Raw genomic sequence first — 16,554 nt, 5'->3', positions numbered from 1 at the left:
TTCAAGGCACAATAAAATTTGGGGCATAAATCAATTGATTTAAACCCCAAATAATTATTGTTAATCTTCATCCATTTTCAACACTGCTAAGAACGCGTCTTGAGGTATTTCAACATTACCAACAGCTTTCATTTTAGCTTTACCGGCTTTTTGTTTTTCTAACAATTTACGTTTACGACTGATATCTCCGCCGTAACATTTAGATAAAACATTTTTACCCATAGATTTAATATTAGTTCTGGCAACAATTTTTTGACCTATTGCAGCTTGTACTGGAACTTCGAATTGTTGACGTGGGATTAAAGTTTTTAGTTTTTCAACTAATGCCTTACCACGTTCATAGGCGAAATCTTTATGCACAATAAAGCTTAAAGCATCAACTTTTTCTCCATTAAGCAAGATATCCATTTTCACTAGGTCACTCTCTTTATTGTCTATAAACTCATAGTCAAAAGAAGCATAACCTTTTGTATTTGATTTAAGTTGATCAAAGAAATCAAACACTACTTCTGCTAATGGAATTTCGTATACTATATTCACACGAATATCATCTAAATAATCCATATTAACGAATTGGCCACGTTTACGTTGACATAATTCCATTACTGAACCTACATAGTCATTCGGCACCATCATTGTCGCTTTAACAAAAGGTTCATAGACTGTATCAATTTGATCTCTTTCAGGCATTTGCGCTGGATTATCTACTGTCACTTCTTCTCCGTTTTTCAAAATACATTGATATATAACAGAAGGTGCAGTAGCAATTAATTCAATACCGAATTCACGTTCAATTCGTTCTTGAATAATTTCCATATGTAACATCCCTAAAAATCCTGTACGATAGCCAAAGCCTAATGCTTGTGACGATTCCGGCTCAAATTCAAGTGATGCATCATTCAGTTGTAGTTTTTCTAATGCTTCTCTTAAATCATTGTAGTTTTTATTATCAATCGGGAATAAACCACAATAGACCATCGGGTTCATCTTTTTATAACCTTGTAAAGGATTATCGGCTGGACGTTCTGCATGCGTTATCGTATCACCTACACGAGAATCGTCGACATTTTTAATACTCGCAATAATATAACCAACATCACCTACTGTTAACTCGTCTATAGGTAGTTGTTTAGGAGTATTGATACCTACTTCAGACACTTCAAATGTTTTTCCTGTCGCCATCATTTTAATACGGTCACCAGGTTTAACTACGCCTTCTACAATACGTATAGAAGAAACAACACCTCTATAAGGATCGTATTCAGAATCAAATATCAAAGCCTTCAACGGTGCTTCTGGATCACCTTCTGGCGGCGGCACTGTTTCGACAATTTGTTCCAAAATTTCTTCGATACCAATATTTGATTTGGCACTTGCTAAGACTACATCTGATTGATCTATACCAATAACGTCTTCTAATTCTTGTTTTACACGTTCTGGTTCAGCTGCAGGTAAATCAATTTTATTAACTACAGGTAATAATTCCAAATCATTATCGAGTGCTAAGTAAACATTAGCCAATGTTTGTGCTTCGATACCTTGTGCTGAATCCACGACAAGAATAGCACCTTCACATGCCGCTAGAGATCTAGACACTTCATAAGTAAAGTCGACATGCCCCGGTGTATCTATTAAATGAAATGTATATACTTCACCGTCTTTAGCCTCATATTTTAGGCGTACAGCATTTAATTTAATTGTTATTCCACGTTCTCGTTCTAAATCCATAGAATCTAATAACTGATGTTGCATATCACGTGTTTCCACGGATTTAGTGTTTTCAAGTATTCTGTCAGCTAATGTAGATTTCCCATGGTCTATATGTGCAATAATTGAAAAGTTTCGTATATATTGTCGTCTATTCAATCGTTCTTGTTTATCCATGTTTTATCAGTCTCACTTTCATAATTCTAGCCCGTAAATATGTAACATATCTTTGATATAATAACGTTTTTAATCTATTATTGCAAACTTATCAAAAGCTATATACTTTTTTCAACTTTATCTGTAACATATTCATTATAAAGATATTCGGACAACATGCCAAATATTATTTTCAAATTAAGTAATCATGCAATCTAGCTTAAATAAATGATTGCAGAAAGCGCATTGATTTGATAAAATATCTTTTGTTGTAATCAAAATTAATTTTGATAGCGAAGATCACTTTTAGGAGGTGACACACATGGCAAACATCAAATCTGCAATCAAACGTGTTAATACTACACAAGTTGCTGAAGATCGTAATAATTCACAAAAAACTGAAATGCGTTCAGCTGTAAAAAAAGCTAAATCAGCAATCAACAATAATGCTGATAACAAAGCTGAATTAGTAAGTTTAGCTGTAAAAAAAGTAGATAAAGCTGCACAACGCAACTTAATCCACTCAAACAAAGCTGACCGTATTAAATCATCATTAATGACAGCTGCTAAATAATAAAAAAGTTCAAGCCTTTGCTTGAACTTTTTTTTATTTATAATGACAAAATAAACAATTCTAGAATTAACTGCTTATCCATATATGATGATTTCAATTTATAATCTGTTTCTGCACAACTATCTACAATATTTAATAATTGATCGATACTGTACTGACGCGCATGATTCAATGCCAGTTTTACTCGGTATGGATGTACATTTATTGTTTTAGCAATTTGTTGTCCACTATAACCTTTTTGACTTAATATTTTACTTTGATAATATAAGCGATAATTACTTGTAATTAAGGCTAATAGTTTAATAGGTTCTTCTTTCATTACAATTAGATCTTTTACTAACTGAACAGCTTTAGTCTTCTTGTTTTGTTGGATATATTCTGTTAACAAAAACACATTTTGTTCTAAGCTTCTATTTACAATTTGTAATACATCCTGTTTATTAATTGTAGGCCTATCTCCTAAAAACAATTCTAATTTACCTAATTCTTGTTTTACTATATTAAAATTCACACCAGTAAGCTCAATAAATAAGTTTAATGCATCTTGTTTAATATCTTTGTAATTTTGATTAAGCGTTTGTTTAATCCATTGTTTTATTTCTTCTTCAGACATTTGTTCTATTTTTTTCAATTGAGTCTGCTCTTTTAATTTTTTCACTAATTTTTTTCGCTCATCCAATTTCGAATGATAAACCTCAAAAATAATAAGCGTCTCACCGTCATATTTTTCAATAAATTCAAGTAGTTGTGTTGTATTATGATTAACATCTTTAGGTGCTTTTTCTCCAGTAAAAACATACGCGTTTTGTACTAACACTACCTTTTTATCCGAAAGAAACGGTAAAGTTAATGATTCCTCAATTATTGTCGACAAATCCGTTTCATATAAATTAAATTTCACGAAATTGAATTCATCTTTCGGCATTTCTAAATAATCAGCTACAATTTCATTCGTTTTTTTCTCTATCAATTCAGGTACTTCGCCATAAATTGTAATAATATTTTCGCTCATTCTTAGCATCCTTTCAAAACGACAAACAATATTTATTATAGCATTTGTATATCCGACTCTCTATATATCACTATGATTTTTCCACAGAAGTTTTCATTTGTGCGTCAAACACAATAGTAATTGCACCGTGTTGCGCGGTATTATAAATCTTGTCAGATGACTTGGCAAGCCTTGATACTACTTGTGATGCTGGAAATTGGTATCTATTATTCTTACTTGCCGATATAACGCTAATTTTAGGTTTTATGGACGCTATAAATTCACCACTACTACTAGTTATACTACCATGGTGACCAACTTTTAATACATCGATATTTTTTAAGTTATAACGTTGTAATAATAATTGTTCATTGCGAATTGTAGCATCTGCCATTAAGAGCAATTGATACTGTTTATAGTTTATCAACGTAATAATAGAATGTTCATTTTTATCATCCGAAGTTATAATAGCTGCATCTAATAATTGTATGCTACATTCATCCAAATCTATATGTGTAATTGTCGTGCTATCTATAATTGAAATATTATGAAGTTTAGCGATTGTAAATATATTGCTATATTGTACTGACTGATATGAAGAAGGATTGATAATAAGTGATTTTATTTTTACCATAGAGGCTAAATATTTAAATTCACCCATATGATCTAAATGAGGATGCGTAATAATTAAATAGTCTAACTGATGAATATTTCTTTGTTTTAAAGCTGGTAATATTTTATATTTAGTTATACTGCCACGATAATCGTTATTTGATGGCATCAACTTTCCACCGGTATCAATCATTACAGTACTATGCAGTGGTGTTTCAAAAAGCATGGCATCTCCATTACCAACATCAAATAATGTAAACCTAGCTAGATGGTCAAATGGGAGTAGCGCTATAATTAATGTCAAACTCAAACAGACAATAGCACATTTGAGATACCATTTCATTACATAAAACATAAAAATTGTTAAGACACTAATAAACACAAATACTAATTCAATATGAGTTAATTTCGGGATATACCATTGCCAATGACTTAATGGCAACAATAAATTCACTAGTAAATCATGTAACCAAAAGAACAATTGCATAATATGTTTAATTAAATATAATGCATGCGTAATATGACTTAATAAAAAACATACTATTGCTAATGGAAATAATAGAAATGTATAAAATGGAATAAAAAATAAGTTGGCAATTAACCCCACCCATTGAATTTCATTAAAATGCACAGCACTAATAATAAAAGCTCCTAAAAACGTAATAATATTAAGATGCCAAAATGTACGTAATGGATAATCTTTAGCTATTAGTGGCTTACCAAGTAATATAAATAATGTAATTAAAAATGAGAATTGAAATCCTATATCGTAAATATATGCGGGAAATAATAATAAAACAATTAAAAAGGTAGTTGCTAAAATATCAATAGGATGTTGTAGTATTTTTCGAGGCAACAGTATAATTAATAAAGCTGATATAATTGCACGTAATGCGCTTGGTACGAAATCAACATAAAAGGCATAGCACGGTAATGCAATACATAATAAACACTTTATAACAGGTATAGGTATGCGCAACGCTGTACATGTCATTTGAATTATAATTATAATGCTAACAATATGGGAACCACTGACTGCTAGCAAATGGTAAATTCCTATTCTTTTAACATCTTCAAGTTGGTCTACTGATAATAAATGTACATCTCCAAAAAGTAGTGCTAAAACACGACCATACTCTTTTCCACCATACTTTTCCATTTGATGATAAATAAAGTTTTTATGCGTGTTAAAAATGTTAGGCAGTTTGGTAGTATCTTTATGGCATGATTTAACGTCAATTTGTTTGACTATAACAACTACATCGTTAGCTTTGCTAGTATGAAAATATCCTTTAATATGGCAGTTGAAGTGCGTTAAATCTATTTTCTGCTGCTTTTGTTGACCGTAATTGTAATGATGAAATGAAAAATGTTGATTATTAAGTTGTATTGTTCCAACTACTTTATGGTTATGATGTGATTTAAAGGAAATGAAAGTTCCATGTTGTTTGATTTCTGGGTGTGCTAAAAGTGTTTGTGTTTCGAGGTTATTATTATGGAGATAAGAAGTATAATAAGTTGCACTAATAATGGGCATTATTAGTACAACAATATATACAAAAAGATGTTGCTTTCTTCGATAGAGTATAAATAAAGACAATAAAAAAAGAAATATCGCTAAGCTTTTAATATGTAGCCACATTATACCTATTAAAAAACTAACGGCAACATAAAGCATAAAATTAGTTATTCAATAAGTATTGAGCTACATGTTGTTGATTAAATGGTATTTTTTTATACTCAATACCCTCTTGTTCAAGAAGTTGTATAGCGTAATGATGATTATGATAATCTTCAGCATAATAAATTGTTGTGATACCAGCTTGAATAATTGATTTTGTACAATTGAGACAAGGAAAATGTGTGACATAAATAGTTGCTCCTGCTGACGACACACCTTGTTTGGCACATTGCAACAAAGCATTCATTTCAGCATGAATTGTTCTAATACAATGACCATCTTCTATTAAGCATCCTTCATCAATACAATGTACTTCCCCTGCCACAGAACCATTATAGCCACCTGCAATAATTCTATTATCTTTAACAATTGTTGCACCTACCGATAATCTTTCGCACGTAGAACGTAATGCTAATAATTGACTTTGTGCCATGAAATACTCTTCCCATTTGATTCGTTCCATTATTTGAGCGCCTCCAATTTATATGTATAATTTATCATTAATTATAGATTAATTTGTATACCTTAATTATGCAACATTATTAAACAGTAAATTCGCTTTGTAATCTTTCGAATGTTTTGTCACCAATGCCTCTGATTTCTTTTAATTGTTCAACACTCTCAAAAGGACCATTATTAGTTCGATATTCAATAATAGCTTGTGCTTTAGCCGGTCCAATACCATTGACATTTTTCAATTCTTCTTCGGTTGCAGTATTGAGATTTACTTGTTGTTGATTGCTTTTATCAGTCTTAAACTGTGTAGCTATATTTGTTGTTATTTCCCCTTTTCGAGGAATAATGATTAATTTTTGATCTATTAATTTTTCGGCAAGGTTAATTTGATTCAAATCAGCATCCGTTGTCGGCACTGCTTTTTCTAATAACTGCTTTACTCTATCAGAAGATCTCATTTTATAGACATTAGGCTTTTCAACGGATCCTTTTATATCAACATAAATAAACTCATTTCCTTTTGAATTAGAGACAGCAGAATTTGACTTAACTTCTTTAGCCTTATCATTAATATGCGAAGGATGAACAACTTCTTTTGATTGCGATGGTGTGGAATATACTTTAACTAACAACACACCAATAAAAAAACATAATAAAAATGCACCTACGACATAAATTATTCTATCGATAATCCACAACTTCAGTTGTTCAAATCGTTTTAACATATAAAATCACTCCTTTATACAATACACGTACAAAGGAGTGATTTTACTTTATTTACGAACAATGAAAAATAGTCTGTAGCCTTCTTCACTGTGATTCGTTGTATCAAAATCTACGAATGTCGATATATTTGTGAAGCCTGCAGCTTGTAATAAATGTCGATATTCAGCTTCTTCAAAAGAACGTTGATAATGTGATTCATCAAACCTCTTATAAACGCCATTTGCTTGGCTCACAAAAAACGTCATATCATGCCATACACTGTAAGGTTCTTCTCCTACTACTGCGTCCCATCCTAAAAACACATCTGCTGTTTCATTAATATAACTTTGGTTATTGAAAAGCGTTTGCATTTTATAAATGGTATGAACGTCAAACATAAACACACCATCAGGTGATAAATGTTGATAAACGTGTTCAAAAGTAGATTGGACTTCTGCCTTACTAGTTAAATAATTTAATGAGTCACAAAATATTGAAATGACGCTGAATGACTGATTTAAATTAAAATCGGTCATATCACCTTCTATCCAATTTACACTTTGTGATTTTGATGAGGCTAAACTTAACATATCGATACTCAAATCCATACCAGTGACTTGATCAAATTCAGTTAATAAGCTTGTTAAACTACCCGTTCCACAACCAATATCTAGAATTGATTGCTTATCATTAGAAAATTGATTGACTATTGCTAGCCAAGACTCATAGGGTTGATCAAATGTTAATTGATCATAAAATAAACTCAATTCCTCGTATTGGACCATAATTAATAAACAGCCTGTCTGTACGTTTCGATAGGAGCATCTCGATACAATTTCTCAACATTATAATAATCACGCTCATCTTTATGGAAAATATGAACAACAACATCTGCTAAATCGATAAGGACCCATCTTGCTTCGTTATAGCCCTCCATGCGTTTCACTTCAATTTCAGCTTCTTGTGCGCTATCTTTAACGGCTTTAGCTATTGATTGCACTTGTCTTTCATTATTTCCGTGGCAGACTACGAAATAATCAGTCATATCACTAATTTCTTTCATGTTAATTGAAATAATATCTTCTGCTTTTTTGTTTTCTGTTGCTTCGACAGCAATGTTTAATAATTGATCTGAATTCATTTAATCATCCTTTACTCTTTCGTCACTATAATTGTAATAATTCAAGCATGCAATGGTAGCGTCATAAACATTAATATCTTTACTGATTAAATATAACACTGTACGCTTAGAAATTTCATAAATGGTTTTATCTAAGCTACCTTGATTGTATGCTAATTCTCTAATTTCTTCAACGCCTGGGGTCTGTCTACCTGGTTCGATATAATCAGCAATAAATACTAATTTTTCTGTTTTAGTCATCTGAGCTCTGCCAGTTGTGTGATTTTTAATAGCTAGTAGCACTTCTTCGTCGTCTATACCAAATGTTTCTTGCATGATTAAAGCTGCTACAGGGCCATGTAAAATTTCAACACCATAGCTTAATAAATTACTATCTAAACCACGTGATGTGACAATTTGATACATTGTACCTAAATCATCATACTTACAATAATCATGTAATACTCCGGCAAGCTCAGCTTTTTGGGCATCGCCATCATAAATTTCAGCTAATTTTACAGCTGTCTCAGCAACATTGAGTGAATGAGTCACTCGTTTTTCTGGTAATTTGTCTTTAATTAATGCAACTGCTTGTTCAATTTTCATACAATCCTTCTCCTCTGATAAAACGCTCAACACTATTAGATACTAGCATTTTAATTGACTGGTTATCTTTGACGCGGTTTCTAATCATGGTTGAACTAATATCTACACGTGGGATATTTAGTGCAACCATGTCAGACGCGACTTCTTGTGTTGATGTATCTCTATTTACAATAATAAAGGTTATATATAATTTTAATTCATCTATTTTATACCATTTATTTAGTTGTTCGTATTGATCTGTGCCAATTACTACATAAAGTTTACTTAACGGATGGTTCTTTTTAATTTCCATAATAGTATCGTAAGTATAACTTTGACCTTGACGTTCTATTTCATCATAACAAATTTCACCAAAACCTAAGTCTTCGATGGCAAGTTTAATCATTTTTGTTCGCAATGATGCATCTAAATAGTCATTATGGCTTTTTAATGGAGACATAAAACTAGGAATAAAATAAAATTTAGCAGGTTTGATATGTGCATACACTTCGCTAGCAACTATCATATGACCAAGATGAATTGGGTTAAATTGTCCACCATAAATCACAATTGATTGTGTCATTATGGTAGATTGATTTGCTTGTTTTCTTCAGATTCTTTATAAAGAACAATCATAGACCCAATGACTTGGACAATTTGGCTACTTGTAGCATCACTAAGCTGTTGCGCTAAATCATTTTTATCTTCAAAGTTATTTTGTAAAATATGAACTTTTATTAATTCACGTTTTTCTAACAGTTCAGCAATTTGTGCGACCATATTGTCATTAACACCTGCTTTACCAATTTGAAACGTTGGATCAATATTATGTGCTTTACTTCTTAAAAATCTTTTTTGTTTTCCAGTTAGCATAGATATGCTCCTTTATAAATAATTTAGTACTGTACTTCTCATAACATCATAATTCGGTTGTTGTTGTGTCCATATTTTGTAACTTTCTGCTCCTTGATACACAAACATATCTAAACCATTATGAACTGGGTTTCCTTTTTGTTCGGCAGCAGCTAGAATAGGCGTTTTAAACGGCACATAAACAATATCACTCACAAGTGTTTGTGGTGATAAATAATCTAAATGAATAGGTAATTCTATATTATCATCCATACCTGCAGGTGTTGTATTGATAATTATATCAAACTCTGACAACACTGGTTCAACATCTACTAATGAGGCAGTATTGACATCTAAATTCCAATGATCAAAGCGTGATAATGTTCTATTAGCAACTGTAATTTTAGGATTGACGTATTTTATTAATTCATTTGTAATGCCTTTACTTGCACCACCTGCCCCTAAAATTAAAATATATGCATTTTCTAAATCGGGATAAACCTCTTTTAAAGATTTTACATAACCGATACCATCTGTATTATAGCCAATCCATTTATCGTCTTGGATTAAAACGGTATTAACTGCTCCCACCGTTTCGGCTTGTTCATCAATCTCATCTAAATAAGGAATAATACTTTCTTTATGCGGGATTGTAACATTAAAGCCATCTAAACCCTGTTCCTTAATTATTTCTTTGATTGAATGAAAGTGCTGAGGATCAATGCGTAATGCATCGTAAGTGTGTTGATCACCAACCGTCTTAAAATTGGCATTATGCATTACAGGTGATAATGAGTGTTCGATAGGACTTCCAATTACTGCAAACTTCAATGTTAATCACACCTTACATTATTGAATTTCTTAATATCACATCTACATTTTTAGGTACTCTCACAATAACTTTAGCACCAGCATCTATAGTAATAAAACCTAGACCGGCAATCATTACATCACGTTTTTCTTTACCAGTTTCTAATCTAACAGCTTTAACATTATCCAAATCAAATTTTGTCGGATCACTTGGTGGTGTTAGTACTGAACCTAGTTGATTTCTCCATAAGTCGTTCGCTTTTTCTGTTTTAGTCCTATGGATATTTAAATCATTGGAAAAATAACAAATTAATGGTCGTTTACCACCAACAACATAGTCAATACGTGCCAAACCACCAAAAAATAGTGTTTGTCCTTCATTTAATTGATAAACACGTTGTTTTACTTCATTTTTAGGCATTATTGTTTTTAATTCTTTATCACTAACAAAATGTGTCATTTGATATTCTTGTATAATACCTGGCGTATCAAACATAAATGAAGTTTCATCCAGTGGGATATCAATCATATCAAGCGTTGTACCTGGGAAACGAGATGTTGTTACTGTATCCTTTTCACCGACACTTTGTTCAATTAATTTATTTATCAATGTAGATTTACCTACATTTGTAGTGCCCACGATATAAACATCTTGTTGATTACGATGTGACTCAATAGCCTGCATTAAATCGTCAATACCCCAGCCTTTCTCAGCCGATATTAGAACAACTGTTTCCGCTTCAAGCCCATATTTTCGTGCTGTTTTCTTTAACCATTCTGTCACTCGACGCTTATTGATTTGTTTAGGTAATAAATCTAATTTGTTTGCTACTAGTATAACTTTTTTATTACCAACAATGCGTTTTAGCGCATTGATAAATGAACCTTCAAAATCAAAAACATCGACAACATTAACAATAATGCCTTTTTTATCTGCTAAGCCATTTAATAAGTTTAGGAAATCATCACTATTCATACCGACATCTTGCACTTCGTTATAATTTTTCAATCGGAAACAACGTTTACAAATAACATCTTCTCGAAATAAATTATGTTCTGGGACATAGCCTGCCGCTTCTGGATTGTCAGATTGCAATGGTGCGCCACAACCTATACATTTAAGTTCGTCTAATTCACTCAATCAATTTTCCTCCCATGTAATGTATCCTTTTTTTCTGAAATGTTGTAATAATCTACGTTCAATAATGCGGTTAAATTTAGTTACAAATCCATCTGTTTGTTTAACAGGTACTACCATTATTGTAAATAAGCCACGTCGTTTGCCTCCGAATACATCAGTCAACATTTGATCACCAATCACTACAACTTCATCTGGTTGTAATGCCATTTGTTTAGTAGCACGATTAAATGCTTTACCTCTTGGTTTACGAGCTTTAAAAATACAGTCTACTTCTAATGGTTTGGCAAATTCAGCTACACGACGTTCATTATTGTTAGATACGATTGTTACCGTGATACCATGCTTTTTTGCTTTTTGAAACCATGCCTTTACCTCTTCAGTTGGTTCTTCAACATCCCAACCTACTAGTGTATTATCTAAGTCAGTTATAATACCTTTTACGCCACTTTCAGCTAATTTTGCAATATCAATTTGAAAAATTGATTTTACATATTCGTTTGGCATAAAATACTTTTTAAATATCCCCATAATTAAATTCACCTTTATTATTAAATTGATTTAATCAAACATTCTACCATATTACTTGACGATACAGCAGCAGTTTTTAAAAATTCATCAAATGAAATACCTGCATCACCATTTGCTAAATCTGATATAGCACGTGTAATAATGAAAGGTACGTTAAATTGATAACAAGTTTGAGCAATTGCTGTGGCTTCCATTTCTACAGCCAACGCTTCTGGAAATTGTTGTTTTATTTTTTGTTTTTGTGTAGTAGAACCAATAAAACTATCACCACTAACTATTAATCCGGTCTTAGCAGTATGTTGAATAGCGTTAATAGCATTCTCTGCAAGTGTCAACAGCCTGTCATCAGCAGTAAACGTTAATGGCATTTGTGGAATTTGTCCAAACTCGTAACCAAAAGCAGTTGCATCTGCATCATGGTATGCAACATCACTACTAACTACAACATCACCTACTGATAAATGTTCATCTAATGCTCCAGCTGAACCAGTATTGATAATCATGTCCGGATGAAACTTTTCAATCAATAAAGTAGTAGAAATTGCAACGTTCACTTTACCTATACCACTTTGAGACAAAACTACTTCCTTATTGTTTAATAAACCTTTATAAAATTTCACGTGACCTACAGTTATCTCACTTAAGTTCACTAAGTTATTTTTTAATATCGCAACTTCTTCTTCCATTGCGCCAATTATACCTATCATTATAAGTCACCTCATTGTAAATTCATAGCCTTTGCTATTTTATCACATTTCATTTGAATGCTCGATACAAAGATTTGAAATACATAATCTCCAAGTAATACACTGCAAATATATACGTATATCCTAATATTTTATTGCAATTTAATAATAGCAAATAAAAACGCCATTCTGTATTTTGAATGACGTTCGCACAAAATGAAAGTATAAAAATATTGTCTACTAGTTAATACCCATCAACTAATAAGCTAAACATCTTTTATTTTGTCAGTTGATTTATTTAATATGATAAACACCGCCTTTGTTTAATTTATATATTATAATTTTTCAGTTTAACATTAGCAGTGAATTGAAGCGACTCCTACGGGAAGACCACTAGCAAAAACTACAGGCTAAGTCAGTGGCTGCGGAAAGTGTACACAAAAAACTGCCAACAAGTTATTTTCATTTAATCGGCTATAGATAATATTTATGTACTATTATCATTTTAGTAATGGTGTAAATAAGAAAAGCGTAAATTCAACAAATAGTCGGTGTTGAATTTACGCTTATACATATATTGATCCTAACTTTACATTCCAAACAGCGTGCTTAAACTTTGTAATGAGTAAATACCTGTTACCACCGTTACAATAACTGCGATAATACCGAAAACAAGCATCCACGTAGGGTGTTTATAATCACCAACAATTGATTTACGCTTACTCGCAATTAAAATTGTACCGAGTGTAATTGGTAAAATTAAACCATTTAACGCGCCTGCAACAATTAATAATGTTACTGGCTTACCTAAGAATAGGAAAATAATAGTTGATACAACAATAAATAGAATAACCATTAAATTACTCTTTGTATATAATGATTTGTGTAAAGTTTTTAAAAATGTTGAACTCGTATACGCTGAACCAATAACTGATGACATGGCTGCAGCAAACAATACTACACCAAAAATATTTTTCCCTATTGGCCCTAGCACGTGTTCAAAAACTGAAGCGGGCGGATTTTCTGAACTAAGCGTTACACCAGTAACAACCACACCTAATACACCTAAAAATAGAAGTGTTCTTAGTACTCCAGTAGTTAAGATACCGGCCACTGCAGCTTTGTTCACAAACGGTAAAAAGGCTTTTCCTTTAATACCAGAATCTAATATTCTATGTGCTCCAGCGAAAGTAATGTAACCACCTACAGTACCTCCTACCAGTGTAATAATCGGTAACACTAATGCCATTGGATTTTCAGGTACAACCATATGCGTTAATGCATCTCCATAAGGTGGATTGGCTTTAACCATTACGATTGCCACTACAATTATCATAAGCACACCTAAAAACATCGTGACTACATCCATAATTTTTTGGCCACTACGACTTAGGAAAATAGTAATAGATAATATTGCAGTAATTGCAGCTCCAACCTTAACATCTAAGCCAAAAATGGCGTTTAGTCCTAAACCAGCACCAGCAATATTACCTATATTAAATGCTAACCCACCTATGGCAATTAAAATGGATATAAATGTGCCTAGTCCACTGAATATATCATTAGCTACCTCTTGACCCCTTTTTCCAGTTACTATAAGTACTCGCCAAATGTTAATTTGTGCTCCGATATCAATTAATATCGACAATAAAATGGCAAAAGCAAAACTAGCAGCAAATTGTGCAGTAAATACTGCAGTTTGTGTTAGAAAGGCTGGTCCAATAGCTGATGTCGCCATTAAAAAGACTGAACCTAATAGCAGTCTTTTATGATTTTTTGTAAATTGACCATCAGTTTCACCATTTTTTAATTTTTCTCCCATAAATTATCCCCCTAATTTAGTTATCAAAATACCTTCATTTGATAACTTTTCTCGGATTTGCGTAACAAAATCTAAAGCATTCTGACCATCACCATGTACACAAATGGTATCTGCTTGGATATCTATTTCCTTACCAGTTTTAGCAATTACCTTTTGATTTTTCACCATATTTAATACTTGTTCAATTGCTTCATTTGTATCTGTTATGAGTGCATCACTTTCTTTTCGACTTACAAGTTGACCACTTTCCTCATAACGGCGATCAGCAAAGACTTCAGAAGCAGTTTGTAAACCAATTTTTTGAGCTTCTGAAATTAATAATGTATTTGATAACCCAACAAAGATTAACGTATTATCTACATCATATACAGCTTGTGCAATGGCTTGCGCAATTTCACTATCTCTTGCCCCCATTTGGTACAACGCGCCATGAGGTTTAACATGGTTCAATTTAACATTCTGCGTTTGGCAAAATGCAGATAAAGCACCTAATTGATAAACTACTAAATTATAGATTTCTGAAGGTGATAAATCCATATTACGTCTACCAAATCCTTGTAAATCTGGTAAACCCGGATGCGCTCCTATACCTATATTATTTTCTTTTGCTAGTTTAATCGTTTGATACATAACATTTTCATCACCTGCATGAAAACCACAAGCAATATTAGCTGAAGTAATAACTGGTATAATATTATTGTCATTACCTATTGTATAATTACCAAATGATTCCCCTAAATCACAATTTAAATCTACTTTCATGAATTTCTACCTCCTATAATTTGGTGTCTATCTAAAAACTTAATATCAACGTCTTCAGCATTTCCATTCGCATATGTAGGATAAGATAAAACTGCATATAAAAAATCTGCTGTTGTAGTAAAACCATCTATTACCATTTCATCTAATGTAACTTTAAGTTTAGATATCGCCAATGATCTGTTATCGGCTTTTATAATAACTTTGGCTACTAAAGAATCATAATGCGGTGATACAGTATAACCTTGATAAAGTAAAGAATCTACACGCACATTAAAGCCTTGAGGTAAATGTAATGCTTGTACTGTCCCTGGTGAAGGTTGAAATCCTTGTTCAGGATTTTCGGCATTAATACGTGCCTCTATTACATGACCACTAAATCGAATATCTTCTTGAGTGAACGGCAATTTATTATATTGCATTAAATATAGTTGTGTTTGTAACAAATCAGTGTCGGTACGCATTTCAGTAACTGTATGTTCAACCTGAATTCTGGCATTCATTTCAATGAAATAATAATCATCTGCTGTTACCAAGAATTCTATTGTACCAGCACTTCGATAATTAGCTGCTCGCGCCACAGCTACTGCATCATTACATATTTGTTGGCGTCGTTTATCACTTAATGCTGCACATGGTGATTCTTCAATTAATTTTTGATTTTTTCTTTGTACAGAACAATCACGTTCGCCTAAATGTACATAATTTTGCTCCCCATCTCCCACAATTTGTACTTCTACATGCTTTGCAACAGGAATAAATGCTTCTACATAAATACGATCGTCATCAAAATACTTTTTACCTTCACTTTTAGCTTCTTTAAAAGACTTTTCTAACATATCTCTAGATTTAACAATCCTAATCCCTTTACCGCCACCACCACTTGCGGCTTTTAACACAAGTGGGTAACCAATATCTGAGGCAATCGTTTCAACTTCTGAAAGTGATTCTACAGCGCCTTTAGATCCTGGTATAATTGGGACTTTAGCTGCGTCAACAGTTTGTCTTGCTGTAATTTTATCCCCCATCAACTCCATTGTTTCTTTAGTTGGTCCTATAAAATATAAGCCATTTTGTTCTACTTTATCCGCAAATGAAGGACTTTCAGATAAGAAACCATAGCCTGGATGAATTGCAGTCGACTCAGTAATTTGTGCTGCACTAATAATTCTATCTTGATTCAAATAACTATCTAAAGCGTTTGCTTCTCCAATACATACTGCTTGATCAGCGAGACTAACATGTAAACTTTGCTCATCTCCTACAGCATAAACTGCCACTGTTTCTATACCTAATTCTCGACATGCACGAATAATGCGTACTGCAATTTCGCCTCTATTTGCGACTAAACATCGATGCATCACAAATG

Annotated in this window: 18 protein-coding genes; 1 reads left to right on the top strand and 17 read right to left on the bottom strand. The window is 32.4% G+C overall.

Features of this window, described 5'->3' with window-relative positions; translation table 11 throughout:
- Window positions 1–60: 60 nt before the first annotated feature.
- Window positions 61–1,884 carry a translation elongation factor 4 gene (lepA, locus tag MUA37_RS06290; RefSeq protein WP_021459916.1) on the bottom strand — a complete coding sequence of 608 codons (1,824 nt, stop codon included), beginning with the start codon at window positions 1,882–1,884 and terminating at the stop codon, window positions 61–63.
- 301 nt (window positions 1,885–2,185) lie between these two features.
- Here lepA and rpsT point away from each other — a divergent pair, with 301 nt between their 5' ends.
- A complete protein-coding gene (gene rpsT, locus MUA37_RS06285) occupies window positions 2,186–2,437 on the top strand; it encodes a 30S ribosomal protein S20 (RefSeq protein ID WP_002510493.1) in 252 nt (83 codons plus the stop codon).
- A 37-nt stretch (window positions 2,438–2,474) separates the two neighbouring features.
- Here the strand turns inward: rpsT and holA are convergent, their stop codons facing one another.
- The 16 genes from holA to MUA37_RS06205 form a co-directional block, all read right to left on the bottom strand.
- A complete protein-coding gene (gene holA / locus MUA37_RS06280) occupies window positions 2,475–3,449 on the bottom strand; it encodes a DNA polymerase III subunit delta (RefSeq protein ID WP_002510492.1) in 975 nt (324 codons plus the stop codon).
- 70 nt (window positions 3,450–3,519) lie between these two features.
- Complete coding sequence (locus MUA37_RS06275; protein WP_262624910.1) at window positions 3,520–5,577, bottom strand: DNA internalization-related competence protein ComEC/Rec2; 2,058 nt, start codon at window positions 5,575–5,577, stop codon at window positions 3,520–3,522.
- Between the two features lie 145 nt (window positions 5,578–5,722).
- Window positions 5,723–6,184, bottom strand: coding sequence for a ComE operon protein 2 (locus MUA37_RS06270; protein ID WP_002510490.1), 462 nt, complete (start codon window positions 6,182–6,184; stop codon window positions 5,723–5,725).
- A 79-nt stretch (window positions 6,185–6,263) separates the two neighbouring features.
- On the bottom strand, window positions 6,264–6,902 hold the full coding sequence (locus MUA37_RS06265; RefSeq protein ID WP_021459915.1) for a helix-hairpin-helix domain-containing protein: 639 nt from the start codon (window positions 6,900–6,902) through the stop codon (window positions 6,264–6,266).
- A 48-nt stretch (window positions 6,903–6,950) separates the two neighbouring features.
- Complete coding sequence (locus MUA37_RS06260; RefSeq protein ID WP_002510488.1) at window positions 6,951–7,667, bottom strand: class I SAM-dependent DNA methyltransferase; 717 nt, start codon at window positions 7,665–7,667, stop codon at window positions 6,951–6,953.
- A gap of 2 nt (window positions 7,668–7,669) precedes the next feature.
- Window positions 7,670–8,023 carry a ribosome silencing factor gene (rsfS, locus tag MUA37_RS06255; RefSeq protein ID WP_002510487.1) on the bottom strand — a complete coding sequence of 118 codons (354 nt, stop codon included), beginning with the start codon at window positions 8,021–8,023 and terminating at the stop codon, window positions 7,670–7,672.
- Window positions 8,024–8,608: a bis(5'-nucleosyl)-tetraphosphatase (symmetrical) YqeK gene (gene yqeK, locus MUA37_RS06250; protein ID WP_002510486.1), complete on the bottom strand. Its 585-nt coding sequence runs from the start codon at window positions 8,606–8,608 to the stop codon at window positions 8,024–8,026.
- A complete protein-coding gene (nadD, locus tag MUA37_RS06245) occupies window positions 8,598–9,170 on the bottom strand; it encodes a nicotinate (nicotinamide) nucleotide adenylyltransferase (protein ID WP_002510485.1) in 573 nt (190 codons plus the stop codon). Before nadD ends, yqeK begins: the two co-directional genes overlap by 11 nt.
- Window positions 9,170–9,460, bottom strand: coding sequence for a ribosome assembly RNA-binding protein YhbY (gene yhbY, locus MUA37_RS06240; protein WP_107376696.1), 291 nt, complete (start codon window positions 9,458–9,460; stop codon window positions 9,170–9,172). The genes nadD and yhbY overlap by 1 nt, the downstream gene beginning before the upstream one ends.
- Window positions 9,461–9,472: 12 nt before the next feature.
- Complete coding sequence (gene aroE / locus MUA37_RS06235) at window positions 9,473–10,270, bottom strand: shikimate dehydrogenase (RefSeq protein ID WP_262624909.1); 798 nt, start codon at window positions 10,268–10,270, stop codon at window positions 9,473–9,475.
- 13 nt (window positions 10,271–10,283) lie between these two features.
- Complete coding sequence (yqeH, locus tag MUA37_RS06230; RefSeq protein ID WP_262624908.1) at window positions 10,284–11,390, bottom strand: ribosome biogenesis GTPase YqeH; 1,107 nt, start codon at window positions 11,388–11,390, stop codon at window positions 10,284–10,286.
- A complete protein-coding gene (locus tag MUA37_RS06225; protein WP_002510481.1) occupies window positions 11,391–11,918 on the bottom strand; it encodes a YqeG family HAD IIIA-type phosphatase in 528 nt (175 codons plus the stop codon).
- Window positions 11,919–11,938: 20 nt separating this feature from the next.
- Entirely contained in the window at window positions 11,939–12,625 is a 687-nt protein-coding gene (mtnN, locus tag MUA37_RS06220) for a 5'-methylthioadenosine/S-adenosylhomocysteine nucleosidase (protein WP_002510480.1), read from the bottom strand.
- Window positions 12,626–13,193: 568 nt separating this feature from the next.
- Window positions 13,194–14,426 (bottom strand): NRAMP family divalent metal transporter, encoded by a 1,233-nt coding sequence (locus tag MUA37_RS06215; protein ID WP_021459910.1) that lies wholly within the window; start codon window positions 14,424–14,426, stop codon window positions 13,194–13,196.
- 3 nt (window positions 14,427–14,429) lie between these two features.
- On the bottom strand, window positions 14,430–15,188 hold the full coding sequence (gene pxpA, locus MUA37_RS06210; RefSeq protein ID WP_107377122.1) for a 5-oxoprolinase subunit PxpA: 759 nt from the start codon (window positions 15,186–15,188) through the stop codon (window positions 14,430–14,432).
- The gene (locus tag MUA37_RS06205) at window positions 15,185–16,546 is read right to left on the bottom strand and encodes an acetyl-CoA carboxylase biotin carboxylase subunit (RefSeq protein WP_021459908.1); all 1,362 of its coding nucleotides are present in this window, start codon (window positions 16,544–16,546) and stop codon (window positions 15,185–15,187) included. The genes pxpA and MUA37_RS06205 overlap by 4 nt, the downstream gene beginning before the upstream one ends.
- Window positions 16,547–16,554: the final 8 nt, after the last annotated feature.

Source organism: Staphylococcus arlettae (assembly GCF_025560845.1).
Lineage (GTDB): Bacteria > Bacillota > Bacilli > Staphylococcales > Staphylococcaceae > Staphylococcus > Staphylococcus arlettae.
Note: the sequence above shows the minus strand (reverse complement) of the source record. Positions and strands in the feature narration are given on the sequence as shown.